Source organism: Streptomyces sp. NPDC006602 (genome assembly GCF_042870385.1).
Lineage (GTDB): Bacteria > Actinomycetota > Actinomycetes > Streptomycetales > Streptomycetaceae > Streptomyces.
Window position 1 is genome coordinate 202,513 of record NZ_JBIAHG010000008.1, and the last position, 12,549, is coordinate 215,061.

Consider the following 12,549-nt stretch of genomic DNA (forward strand, 5'->3'; position numbering starts at 1 on the left):
CGCCCCCCCCCCCCCCCGCCCGCGCCCCGGGGGGGGGGGCCCCCCCCCGCCCCCCCCCCCCCCCCCCCCCCCCCCCCCCCCCCACGTTTCTGCTCAGGTGAGCAGCGGCTCAGCTGTCCTCGTGGGAGGCGACCGCACGGCGCGCGTCCGCGTCCAGGACGCCCCAGCTGATCAGCTGCTCGGTGAGAACCGAGGGCGACTGGTCGTAGATGACGGCGAGTGTGCGCAGGTCGTCCTGGCGGATCGAGAGCACCTTGCCGTTGTAGTCACCGCGCTGCGACTGGATCGTGGCGGCGTACCGCTGGAGGGGGCCCGCCTTCTCGGCCGGCACGTGGGCCAGGCGCTCCAGGTCGAGGACCAGCTTCGGCGGCGGCTCGGCGGCCCCGCCCGGAGTGGTGCCCGGCAGCAGCTCCTGCACCGGAACGCCGTAGAAATCCGCCAGCTCGGCAAGTCGCTGCACGGTCACGGCGCGGTCGCCACGCTCGTACGAACCGACCACGACGGCCTTCCAGCGCCCCTGGGACTTCTCCTCGACACCGTGGAGGGAAAGGCCCTGCTGGGTGCGGATGGCCCGGAGCTTGGCCCCGAGCTGTTTGGCGTATTCGCTGGACATATAGCTCCCCGGACACTGTGTCGACGCGGCTGGGTCTTTTCCGTGCCGCGCGGCTGGTAACTCACTGTGAGGTTACGCAGCGTTACTCTGCCGCGTCAAGCCGAATGGTCCGCACCGACTCTTCCGTGGTTTCCGTGACCGGTTGGGCCAAGGGGGTGATCAGGGGAGTCGCTGCGGCCTGCTACCGTGGATGGCGCAAATCCGACGTCCTTTAAGGTCCGTCCCGTGAGGCGGAGAAGGAGGTCCGTTTTCTATGGACACTCAAGCGTCCGATGCAAGGCCGGTGCTCGAAGGCCCTGACATCGCGCGGGTACTGACCCGCATCGCCCACGAGATCGTCGAGCGCGCCAAGGGCGCCGACGACGTGGTGCTCCTCGGCATTCCCACCCGGGGCGTCTTCCTCGCCCAGCGGCTCGCCGCCAAGCTCGAGGAGATCACCGAGCGCAAGATCCCGGTCGGCTCCCTCGACATCACCATGTACCGCGACGACCTGCGCATGCACCCGCCGCGTGCGCTGGCCCGCACCGACATCCCCGGTGACGGCATCGACGGCAGGCTGGTCGTCCTCGTCGACGACGTGCTCTTCTCCGGCCGCACCATCCGAGCCGCACTCGACGCCCTGAACGACATCGGGCGCCCCCGCGCGGTCCAGCTCGCGGTCCTCGTCGACAGAGGCCACCGCGAACTGCCCATCCGCGCCGACTACGTCGGCAAGAACCTCCCCACGTCGCTGCGGGAGACGGTCAAGGTCCAGCTCGCCGAGGAGGACGGTCGCGACACCGTGCTGCTCGGTGTGAAGACCTCCCCGACGCGCGAGCAGTAGCGGCACTCGGTCGTACGTCCCCGAGTGCGCCCCCGCACGCCCGCGCGCGAAATCTCCCGACCTGAACTGCCTTACGGAGCCTGACAGATGCAGCGTCATCTCATCTCGGCCGCCGACCTCACCCGCGACGACGCCGTCCTGATCCTCGACACAGCCGAGGAGATGGCCCGGGTCGCGGACCGGCCGATCAAGAAACTGCCGACCCTGCGCGGCCGTACCGTCGTCAACCTCTTCTTCGAGGACTCCACCCGGACCCGGATCTCCTTCGAGGCCGCCGAGAAGCGATTGTCCGCCGACGTCATCAACTTCTCCGCCAAGGGGTCGAGCGTCTCCAAGGGCGAGTCCCTGAAGGACACCGCACAGACCCTGGAAGCCATGGGCGTCGACGCCGTCGTCATCCGGCACGGCGCCTCCGGAGCCCCGTACCGCCTGGCCAACTCCGGCTGGATCGACGCGGCCGTCATCAACGCCGGTGACGGCACCCACCAGCACCCCACCCAGGCCCTGCTGGACGCCTTCACCATGCGCCGCCGGCTCGTCGGCCGCGACGCCGGACTCGGGCAGGACCTCGCCGGCAAGCGGATCACGATCGTCGGCGACATCCTGCACAGCCGGGTCGCCCGCTCCAATGTCGACCTGCTGCACACCCTCGGCGCCGAGGTCACCCTCGTCGCCCCGCCCACCCTGGTACCGGTCGGCGTCGAGACCTGGCCCTGCGAGATCTCGTACGACCTCGACAGCACGCTGCCGAAGTCCGACGCGGTGATGATGCTGCGCGTCCAGCGAGAGCGTATGAACGCGGCGTTCTTCCCGACCGAGCGCGAGTACGCGCGGCGCTACGGCCTCGACGGCGAGCGCATGGCGAGGATGCCCGAGCACGCCATCGTGATGCACCCCGGTCCGATGGTCCGCGGCATGGAGATCACCGCCGAGGTCGCCGACTCCGAGCGCTGCACCGTCGTCGAGCAGGTCACCAACGGAGTCTCCGTCCGGATGGCCGTCCTGTACCTGCTTCTGGGCGGCAACGAGCCCGCCGTCAGCCACACCCGTACCGAGGAGAAGTAAAGACAGATGAGCAAGATCCTGATCCGTGGTGCGAAGGTGCTCGGCGGCGAGCCGCAGGACGTGCTGATCGACGGCGTGACCATCGCCGAGGTGGGCGTCGGTCTGTCGGCCGAGGGCGCCGAGGTCGTCGAGGCCGCCGGCAAGGTGCTGCTGCCGGGTCTCGTGGACCTGCACACCCATCTGCGCGAGCCCGGCCGAGAGGACTCCGAGACCGTGCTGACCGGCACGCGGGCGGCCGCCTCCGGTGGCTACACCACCGTGTTCGCCATGGCCAACACCTTCCCCGTCGCCGACACCGCCGGAGTGGTCGAGCAGGTCTACCGGCTCGGCCAGGAGCACGGCTACTGCGACGTGCAGCCCATCGGTGCCGTCACCGTCGGTTTGGAGGGCAGGAAGCTCGCCGAGCTGGGTGCCATGCACGAGTCGGCCGCCGGCGTCACCGTCTTCTCCGACGACGGCAAGTGCGTCGACGACGCCGTGATCATGCGCCGGGCGCTGGAGTACGTGAAGGCCTTCGGCGGGGTCGTCGCCCAGCACGCGCAGGAGCCGCGGCTGACCGAGGGCGCCCAGATGAACGAGGGCATCGTCTCCGCCGAGCTGGGGCTCGGGGGCTGGCCGGCCGTGGCCGAAGAATCGATCATCGCCCGGGATGTCCTGCTCGCCGAGCACGTCGGTTCCCGCGTCCACATCTGCCACCTGTCGACCGCGGGCTCGGTGGAGATCGTCCGCTGGGCCAAGTCCCGCGGCATCGACGTCACCGCCGAGGTGACCCCGCACCACCTCCTCCTCACCGACGAGCTGGTGCGGACGTACAACCCGGTCTTCAAGGTCAACCCGCCGCTGCGCACCGAGCGCGACGTGCTCGCCCTGCGCGAGGCCCTCGCCGACGGCACGATCGACATCGTCGCCACCGACCACGCCCCGCACCCGCACGAGGACAAGGACTGCGAGTGGGCCGCGGCCGCCATGGGCATGGTCGGCCTGGAGACCGCGTTGTCGGTGGTCCAGGAGACGATGGTCGACACCGGACTGCTCGACTGGGCGGGCGTTGCCGACCGCATGTCGTTCAAGCCCGCGCAGATCGGGCAGGCGAAGGGCCACGGCCGTCCCGTCTCGGCAGGTGAGCCCGCCAACCTCACGCTCGTCGACACGGAATACCGTGGGTCCGTGGACCCCGCGGGCTTCGCCTCGCGCAGCCGCAACACCCCCTACGAGGGTCGCGAGCTGCCGGGCAGTGTCACGCACACGTGGCTCCGGGGCAAGGCCACGCTCGTCGACGGGAAGCTCACGTGACACCTGTAATTCTGCTGGCCGCCGAGAAGGAATCGGCTCAGGTCACCGACTGGGCCGCCCGCATCGGCTGGCTCGTCGGGCTCGCCCTCTTCGTCGCGCTCGTCTACTGGCTGATGCGCGAGGGCTGGAAGTGGCGCGGCACGCTCCAGGGCGACCTGCCCGAGCTGCCCACCGCGCCGTCCGAGCCGGGTGCCGCCAGACTGACGATGAGCGGCCGCTACCACGGCTCCACCACCGCCGGGCAGTGGCTCGACCGCATCGTGGCGCACGGCCTGGGCACCCGCAGCCGGGTCGAGCTCACGCTGACGGACGCGGGACTCGACGTCGTACGCCCGGGAGCGACGGACTTCTTCGTCCCCGTCGAGGCGCTGCGCGAGGCCCGGCTCGACAAAGGCATCGCCGGCAAGGTCCTCACCGAGGGCGGGCTGCTCGTCGTGACCTGGGCGCACGGCGAGAGGCTGCTCGACTCCGGGTTCCGCTCCGAGCGTGCCGCAGAGCACAACGAGTGGGTCGACGCCATCAACTCAATGATCAACAAGACGGAAACGGAAGGCGCACGATGACGACCTCCACGAAGGGGAACGCCTCGCAGAGGAAAGGCGTGTCTCCCGCGGTACTCGTCCTGGAGGACGGCCGGATCTTCCGCGGCCGTGCCTACGGGGCCGTGGGGGTGACCTTCGGCGAGGCGGTGTTCTCCACCGGCATGACCGGCTACCAGGAGACCCTCACCGACCCGTCGTACCACCGACAGGTCGTCGTGATGACTGCCCCGCACGTCGGCAACACCGGCGTCAACGACGAGGACCCCGAGTCGAAGCGGATCTGGGTCGCCGGATACGTGGTGCGCGACCCCGCGCGCGTGCCGTCCAACTGGCGCTCCCGCCGCCCGCTCGACGAGGAGCTCCGCGAGCAGGGTGTCGTCGGCATCTCCGGCATCGACACGCGCGCGTTGACCCGCCATCTGCGTGAGCGCGGCGCCATGCGCGTCGGCATCTTCTCCGGCCAGGCACTGCCCGACGACGGCACCATGCTCGCCGAGGTGCGCCAGGCCCCCGAGATGAAGGGCGCGAACCTCTCCGCGGAGGTCGCCACCAAGGAGACGTACGTCGTCCCGGCGATCGGCGAGAAGAAGTTCACCGTCGCCGCCGTCGATCTCGGCATCAAGGGCATGACCCCGCACCGCATGGCCGAGCGCGGTATCGAGGTGCACGTGCTGCCGGCGACGGCGTCCGTCGAGGAGGTCTACGCGGCCGGCCCGGACGGCGTGTTCTTCTCCAACGGACCCGGCGACCCGGCCACCGCCGACCATCCGGTCGCGCTGATGCAGGCGGTGCTGGAGCGCGGGACCCCGCTCTTCGGCATCTGCTTCGGCAACCAGATCCTGGGCCGCGCGCTGGGCTTCGGCACGTACAAGCTGAAGTACGGCCACCGCGGCATCAACCAGCCGGTGCAGGACCGTTCCACCGGCAAGGTCGAGGTCACCGCGCACAACCACGGCTTCGCGGTCGACGCCCCGCTCGACAAGGTCTCCGACACGCCGTTCGGCCGCGCCGAGGTGTCCCACGTGTGCCTCAATGACAGCGTGGTGGAGGGGCTGCAGCTCCTCGACCGACCGGCCTTCAGCGTCCAGTACCACCCCGAAGCGGCAGCCGGCCCGCACGACGCCGCCTACCTGTTCGACCGCTTCGTATCCCTGATGGAGGGCCAGCGTGCCTAAGCGCACCGATATCCAGTCCGTCCTGGTCATCGGCTCCGGCCCGATCGTCATCGGCCAGGCCGCCGAGTTCGACTACTCCGGCACCCAGGCATGCCGCGTCCTCAAGGCCGAGGGCCTCAGGGTCATCCTGGTCAACTCCAACCCGGCGACGATCATGACCGACCCGGAGATCGCGGACGCCACCTACGTCGAGCCGATCACTCCAGAGTTTGTCGAGAAGATCATCGCCAAGGAGCGCCCCGACGCGCTGCTGCCCACCCTGGGCGGTCAGACCGCCCTCAACACCGCGATCTCCATGCACGAGCAGGGTGTGCTGGAGAAGTACGGTGTCGAGCTCATCGGCGCCAACGTCGAGGCGATCAACAAGGGCGAGGACCGCGACCTCTTCAAGGACGTCGTCGAGGCCGTCCGCGAGAAGATCGGGCACGGCGAGTCCGCCCGGTCCTACATCTGCCACTCGATGGACGACGTCCTGAAGGGGGTCGAGCAGCTCGGAGGCTACCCGGTCGTCGTCCGGCCCTCCTTCACCATGGGCGGCGCCGGCTCCGGCTTCGCCCACGACGAGGAGGAGCTGCGCCGGATCGCCGGCCAGGGCCTCACGCTCTCCCCGACCACCGAGGTGCTCCTGGAGGAGTCCATCCTCGGCTGGAAGGAGTACGAGCTGGAGCTGATGCGCGACAAGAACGACAACGTCGTGGTCGTCTGCTCCATCGAGAACTTCGACCCGATGGGCGTCCACACCGGCGACTCGATCACCGTCGCGCCCGCGATGACACTGACCGACCGCGAGTACCAGCGACTGCGCGACATCGGCATCGCGATCATCCGCGAGGTCGGCGTCGACACCGGCGGCTGCAACATCCAGTTCGCGGTCGACCCGGACGACGGCCGCATCATCGTCATCGAGATGAACCCGCGCGTGTCGCGCTCCTCGGCCCTCGCGTCGAAGGCCACCGGCTTCCCGATCGCCAAGATCGCCGCCAAGCTGGCCGTCGGCTACACCCTCGACGAGATCCCGAACGACATCACGGAGAAGACCCCGGCCTCCTTCGAGCCCACGCTCGACTACGTGGTCGTGAAGGCCCCGCGCTTCGCCTTCGAGAAGTTCCCGAGCGCCGACTCCACGCTGACCACGACCATGAAGTCGGTCGGCGAGGCCATGGCGATCGGCCGCAACTTCACCGAGGCGTTCCAGAAGGCGCTGCGCTCGCTGGAGAAGAAGGGCTCGCAGTTCACCTTCGTCGGCGAGACGGGCGACAAGAAGGAGCTCCTTCAGGCTTCGGCCCGCCCGACCGACGGCCGGATCAACACGGTCATGCAGGCGATCCGCGCCGGTGCCACGCCCGAGGAGGTCTTCGAGTACACGAGGATCGACCCCTGGTTCGTGGACCAGCTGTTCCTGATCAAGGAGATCGCGGACGAACTCGCGGCCGCCGAGCGCCTGGACGCCGAACTGCTCGCCGAGGCCAAGCGGCACGGTTTCTCCGACCAGCAGATCGGCGAGATCCGGGGCCTGCGCGAGGACGTCGTGCGCGAGGTGCGGCACGCCCTGGGCGTGCGCCCGGTGTACAAGACGGTCGACACCTGCGCCGCTGAGTTCGCCGCGAAGACGCCGTACTTCTACTCCTCCTACGACGAGGAGAGCGAGGTCGCGCCCCGCGAGAAGCCGGCCGTCATCATCCTCGGCTCCGGCCCCAACCGCATCGGCCAGGGCATCGAGTTCGACTACTCCTGCGTCCACGCCTCCTTCGCGCTGAGCGACGCCGGGTACGAGACCGTGATGGTCAACTGCAACCCGGAGACCGTCTCCACGGACTACGACACCTCCGACCGCCTGTACTTCGAGCCGCTGACGCTGGAGGACGTGCTGGAGATCGTCCACGCGGAGTCCCTCGCCGGCCCGGTCGCGGGCGTGATCGTGCAGCTCGGCGGCCAGACCCCGCTGGGCCTGGCGCAGGCGCTCAAGGACAACGGCGTGCCCATCGTCGGAACGCCCCCCGAGGCCATCCACGCCGCCGAGGACCGCGGTGCCTTCGGCCGGGTGCTCGCCGAGGCGGGCCTCCCGGCCCCCAAGCACGGCACCGCGACCACCTTCGCCGAGGCCAAGGCCATCGCCGACGAGATCGGCTACCCGGTCCTGGTACGGCCGTCGTACGTCCTCGGCGGGCGCGGGATGGAGATCGTGTACGACGAGACGCGGCTGTCGTCCTACATCGCCGAGTCGACCGAGATCAGCCCCTCCCGGCCGGTCCTGGTCGACCGCTTCCTCGACGACGCGATCGAGATCGACGTCGACGCCCTGTACGACGGCGAGGAGCTCTACCTCGGCGGTGTGATGGAGCACATCGAGGAGGCCGGCATCCACTCCGGCGACTCGGCGTGCGCGCTGCCCCCGATCACGCTGGGCGGCTTCGACATCAAGCGCCTGCGGGCCTCGACGGAGGCCATCGCCAAGGGAGTCGGCGTCCGCGGCCTGATCAACATCCAGTTCGCGATGGCGGGCGACATCCTGTACGTCCTCGAAGCCAACCCGCGTGCCTCCCGCACCGTCCCCTTCACCTCGAAGGCGACCGCGGTGCCGCTGGCGAAGGCCGCCGCCCGGATCTCCCTGGGCGCGACCATCGCCGAACTGCGCACGGAGGGACTGCTTCCGGCGAACGGCGACGGCGGGGAACTCCCGCTCGACGCGCCGATCTCCGTCAAGGAGGCCGTCATGCCGTGGTCGCGCTTCCGCGACATCCACGGGCGGGGCGTCGACACGGTCCTCGGCCCGGAGATGCGCTCCACCGGCGAGGTCATGGGCATCGACTCGGTATTCGGAACGGCGTACGCCAAGTCGCAGGCCGGCGCCTACGGTCCGCTGCCGACCAAGGGCCGCGCCTTCATCTCGGTCGCCAACCGCGACAAGCGGTCGATGATCTTCCCGGCGCGCGAACTGGTCGCGCACGGCTTCGAACTGCTCGCCACCTCCGGCACGGCCGAGGTCCTCAAGCGCAACGGCATCAACGCCACGGTCGTGCGCAAGCAGTCCGAGGGCACCGGCCCGAACGGCGAGAAGACCATCGTCCAGCTCATCCACGACGGCGAGGTGGACCTCATCGTCAACACCCCGTACGGCACCGGAGGCCGCCTCGACGGCTACGAGATCCGTACGGCGGCCGTGGCGCGGTCCGTGCCGTGTCTGACGACCGTCCAGGCGCTCGCGGCGGCCGTCCAGGGCATCGACGCCCTCAACCACGGAGACGTGGGTGTCCGTTCGCTCCAGGAACACGCGGAACACCTGACCGCGGCCCGCGACTAGCAGCCCTGAGGGGGACACCGGAAGGTGTCCCCCTCTTCATGAGGACCCCAGAGGACTCTCGCGATGTACAAGCTCTTCTTCCGTCTGGTTTTCACACGGATGGACCCCGAGAAGGCTCATTACCTGGCCTTCCGTTGGATCCGGCTCGCCGTCGGGATCCCCGTCCTGCGGACGTTCGTCGCCGCAGCCCTCGCGCCCCGCCACAAGGAGCTGCGCACCGAGACCTTCGGGCTGCGGATGCACGGCCCCTTCGGGCTCGCCGCCGGCTTCGACAAGAACGCCGTCGCCATCGACGGCATGTCGATGCTCGGCTTCGACCACGTCGAGATCGGCACGGTCACGGGGGAGGCGCAGCCCGGCAATACCAAGAAGCGGCTGTTCCGGCTCGTCAAGGACCGCGCGCTGATCAACCGCATGGGCTTCAACAACGAGGGCTCCCTGACCGTCGCCGCCCGCCTGGCCTCCCGTACGCCTGTCTTCAGCACCGTCGTCGGCGTCAACATCGGCAAGACCAAGGTCGTCCCGGAGGAGGAGGCCGTCGGCGACTACGTGAAGTCGACCGAGCGGCTGGCACCGTACGCCGACTACCTGGTCGTCAACGTGTCGTCGCCGAACACGCCGGGGCTGCGCAATCTGCAGGCGGTCGAACATCTGCGTCCCCTCTTGAGCGCCGTGCGCGAGGCCGCCGACCGCAGGGTGACCTCGCGCCGTGTCCCGCTCCTGGTGAAGATCGCGCCCGACCTGGCCGACGAGGACGTCGACGCGGTCGCCGACCTGGCCGTCGAGCTCGGCCTGGACGGGATCATCGCCACCAACACGACCATCGCGCGCGACGGCCTCGGCCTGAAGGCGGATCCTGGCCTGGTGAAGGAGACCGGGGGCCTGTCCGGAGCACCCCTGAAGGCACGCTCCCTGGAGGTGCTGCGTCGCCTCTACGCGCGCGTGGGCGACCGCATCACCCTCGTGGGCGTCGGCGGCATCGAGAACGCCGAGGACGCCTGGCAGCGCATCCTGGCCGGCGCCACGCTGGTCCAGGGGTACAGCGCCTTCATCTACGAGGGGCCCTTCTGGGCCCGCGCCATCCACAAGGGACTCGCCGCGCGCCTGCGGACGAGCCCGTACGCCACCCTTGCCGACGCGGTCGGCGCCGACGTAAGGAAGACGGCATGACTCTGGAGCCCTTCGGCGCACGCCTCCGCCGGGCGATGGACGAGCGCGGCCCCCTGTGCGTCGGCATCGACCCGCACGCCTCCCTGCTCACCGAGTGGGGTCTGAACGACAACGTGGCCGGCCTGGAGCGGTTCAGCCGCACGGTCGTCGAGGCGCTGGCCGACCGCGTCGCCGTCCTCAAGCCGCAGAGCGCCTTCTTCGAGCGCTTCGGGTCGCGTGGTGTCGCCGTCCTGGAGAAGTCCGTCGCCGAGGCCCGGGAGGCCGGCGCACTGGTCGTCATGGACGCCAAGCGCGGCGACATCGGCTCGACCATGGCCGCGTACGCCGAGTCCTTCCTCCACAAGGACGCCCCGCTCTTCTCCGACGCGCTGACCGTCTCGCCGTATCTCGGCTACGGATCGCTCGGGCCGGCCGTGGAGCTGGCGCGGGAGACCGGCACCGGTCTGTTCGTGCTGGCGCTGACCTCGAACCCGGAGGGCGGCGAGGTCCAGCACGCCGTCCGTGCGGACGGCCGCAACGTCGGAGCGACCATGCTGGCCCACCTGGCCGCCGAGAACGCGGGAGAGGGGCCCCTGGGCTCCTTCGGGGCGGTCGTGGGCGCCACGCTCGGCGACCTGTCCTCGTACGACCTCGGCATCAGCGGGCCGCTGCTGGCGCCCGGGATCGGTGCGCAGGGGGCCACTCCGGCCGATCTTCCCGGCGTTTTCGGCGCGGCGGTGCGCAACGTCGTGCCGAACGTGAGTCGTGGGGTGTTGCGCCACGGTCCCGACTCGGTCGCTCTGCGTGACGCCGCCGACCGCTTCGCGGACGAGATCAGGGTCGCGGTGGCCGCCGCCTGAGACACTCACCTCCGTCGCTCGGGACACCCGATGAGTGCTTCGAGGCCGACTTGAGTCTGAATACATCCTCAAATCCGGGGCAGTATGTCTGAAATGTACGGCCTGGCGCAGGCTGACCAGGACTTTTCCGCTGTTCTCGCTGACTCTGGCGCACTTGGCCGCTAGTCTCCGACGAGAGTGAACGGGCAAGCGTGTTGCTCGTAGCTCCCCAGGTGTGGGGCGACTAGGTTCCTCACCGGTCCGTATCCGACAGTTCGACATCCGAGGTGACGTAGGCGTGGCTCTTCCGCCCCTTACCCCTGAACAGCGCGCAGCCGCGCTCGAAAAGGCCGCCGCGGCTCGCCGGGAGCGGGCCGAGGTCAAGAATCGACTCAAGCACTCCGGCGCCTCCCTGCATGAGGTCATCAAGCAGGGCCAGGAGAACGACGTCATCGGCAAGATGAAGGTCTCCGCGCTGCTCGAGTCTCTCCCTGGCGTGGGCAAGGTCCGCGCCAAGCAGATCATGGAGCGACTCGGCATCTCCGAGAGCCGCCGAGTGCGCGGCCTTGGTTCCAACCAGATCGCCTCACTGGAGCGTGAGTTCGGCAGCACCGGCTCCTGATCCCGGCTACTCGGGGAAGGGAGTCCCGGGCACTCCGGGATTGCTGGAATAATCGCTGCATGGCTGCAACACTCCGGGGGACGACCCCCGAACCCCCGGACGTACGTCCGCGGCTGACCGTGCTCTCCGGCCCCTCCGGGGTCGGCAAGAGCACGGTCGTCGCCCATATGCGCAAGGAACACCCCGAGGTCTGGCTCTCGGTGTCGGCGACGACCCGCAAGCCCCGCCCCGGCGAGAAGCACGGAGTCCAGTACTTCTTCGTCACCGACGAGGAGATGGACAAGCTGATCGCCAACGGTGAGCTGTTGGAGTGGGCCGAGTTCGCCGGCAATCGCTACGGCACGCCGCGTGCGGCCGTGCTGGAGCGACTGGAGGCGGGCGAGCCCGTGCTCCTGGAGATCGACCTCCAGGGCGCCCGGCAGGTCCGTGAGTCCATGACGGACGCCCAGCTGGTGTTCCTGGCTCCTCCCTCCTGGGAGGAGCTCGTGCGCAGACTCACCGGTCGTGGCACCGAGCCGCCCGAGGTGATCGAGCGCCGCCTGGAGGCGGCGAAGGTCGAACTGGCGGCCGAGCCGGAGTTCGACGAGACCCTGGTCAACACCTCCGTCGAGGATGTGGCTCGTGAGCTGCTATCTTTGATGGATGTTGTGTGATCACGACTGATGTGATCACGACTGATGTGATCGCGAATGGTGCGATCACGACTGATGTGATCACGGCCGATCTTTTCCCATCCATCGGAAGGTAGAGCGTGTCCTCTTCCATCTCCGCGCCCGAGGGCATCATCAACCCGCCGATCGACGAGCTTCTCGAGGCCACGGACTCGAAGTACAGCCTCGTGATCTACGCGGCCAAGCGTGCCCGCCAGATCAACGCGTACTACTCGCAGCTCGGCGAGGGCCTCCTCGAGTACGTCGGTCCGCTCGTCGACACCCACGTCCACGAGAAGCCGCTGTCGATCGCCCTGCGCGAGATCAACGCGGGTCTGCTGACGTCCGAGGCCGTCGAGGGCCCGGCTCAGTAGTATTTTCAGCTTGCGGTGAGTTTTCCCACAGGCCCGGCAGCGCGACTGCCGGGCCTGTGGTGTGTGATGGGGGTGTGCGCCGGGAGCCGCGGCGCACGTTTTC

12 protein-coding genes are annotated in these 12,549 nt (G+C 69.2%); 11 read left to right on the top strand and 1 reads right to left on the bottom strand.

Annotation, left to right across the window (positions count from 1 at the left end):
* Positions 1-109: 109 nt before the first annotated feature.
* Positions 110-613 (bottom strand): transcriptional regulator BldD, encoded by a 504-nt coding sequence (gene bldD / locus ACFYO2_RS22520; RefSeq protein WP_217239608.1) that lies wholly within the window; start codon positions 611-613, stop codon positions 110-112.
* 253 nt (positions 614-866) lie between these two features.
* On the opposite strand from bldD, the gene pyrR reads away from it, so the two are divergent.
* From pyrR to rpoZ, 11 genes are all read left to right on the top strand, one after another.
* Positions 867-1,436 (top strand): bifunctional pyr operon transcriptional regulator/uracil phosphoribosyltransferase PyrR, encoded by a 570-nt coding sequence (pyrR, locus tag ACFYO2_RS22525; RefSeq protein WP_388351750.1) that lies wholly within the window; start codon positions 867-869, stop codon positions 1,434-1,436.
* Between the two features lie 87 nt (positions 1,437-1,523).
* Positions 1,524-2,501, top strand: coding sequence for an aspartate carbamoyltransferase catalytic subunit (locus ACFYO2_RS22530; RefSeq protein ID WP_388351753.1), 978 nt, complete (start codon positions 1,524-1,526; stop codon positions 2,499-2,501).
* Between the two features lie 6 nt (positions 2,502-2,507).
* Positions 2,508-3,794 carry a dihydroorotase gene (locus tag ACFYO2_RS22535; RefSeq protein ID WP_388351756.1) on the top strand — a complete coding sequence of 429 codons (1,287 nt, stop codon included), beginning with the start codon at positions 2,508-2,510 and terminating at the stop codon, positions 3,792-3,794.
* Positions 3,791-4,357 (top strand): hypothetical protein, encoded by a 567-nt coding sequence (locus ACFYO2_RS22540; protein WP_388351759.1) that lies wholly within the window; start codon positions 3,791-3,793, stop codon positions 4,355-4,357. Before ACFYO2_RS22535 ends, ACFYO2_RS22540 begins: the two co-directional genes overlap by 4 nt.
* On the top strand, positions 4,354-5,511 hold the full coding sequence (carA, locus tag ACFYO2_RS22545; protein ID WP_388351762.1) for a glutamine-hydrolyzing carbamoyl-phosphate synthase small subunit: 1,158 nt from the start codon (positions 4,354-4,356) through the stop codon (positions 5,509-5,511). Before ACFYO2_RS22540 ends, carA begins: the two co-directional genes overlap by 4 nt.
* Positions 5,504-8,812, top strand: a complete 3,309-nt coding sequence (gene carB, locus ACFYO2_RS22550) for a carbamoyl-phosphate synthase large subunit (RefSeq protein WP_388351765.1) — start codon at positions 5,504-5,506, stop codon at positions 8,810-8,812. The genes carA and carB overlap by 8 nt, the downstream gene beginning before the upstream one ends.
* Before the next feature lie 63 nt (positions 8,813-8,875).
* The gene (locus tag ACFYO2_RS22555; RefSeq protein WP_388351769.1) at positions 8,876-9,982 is read left to right on the top strand and encodes a quinone-dependent dihydroorotate dehydrogenase; all 1,107 of its coding nucleotides are present in this window, start codon (positions 8,876-8,878) and stop codon (positions 9,980-9,982) included.
* A complete protein-coding gene (gene pyrF, locus ACFYO2_RS22560) occupies positions 9,979-10,821 on the top strand; it encodes an orotidine-5'-phosphate decarboxylase (protein WP_388351771.1) in 843 nt (280 codons plus the stop codon). Before ACFYO2_RS22555 ends, pyrF begins: the two co-directional genes overlap by 4 nt.
* 277 nt (positions 10,822-11,098) lie before the next feature.
* Positions 11,099-11,422 (top strand): integration host factor, encoded by a 324-nt coding sequence (locus ACFYO2_RS22565; protein ID WP_003977346.1) that lies wholly within the window; start codon positions 11,099-11,101, stop codon positions 11,420-11,422.
* A 59-nt stretch (positions 11,423-11,481) separates the two neighbouring features.
* A complete protein-coding gene (gene gmk / locus ACFYO2_RS22570) occupies positions 11,482-12,075 on the top strand; it encodes a guanylate kinase (protein ID WP_388351775.1) in 594 nt (197 codons plus the stop codon).
* Between the two features lie 98 nt (positions 12,076-12,173).
* Positions 12,174-12,446, top strand: coding sequence for a DNA-directed RNA polymerase subunit omega (gene rpoZ, locus ACFYO2_RS22575; protein ID WP_003988945.1), 273 nt, complete (start codon positions 12,174-12,176; stop codon positions 12,444-12,446).
* The last annotated feature ends 103 nt before the right edge of the window (positions 12,447-12,549 follow it).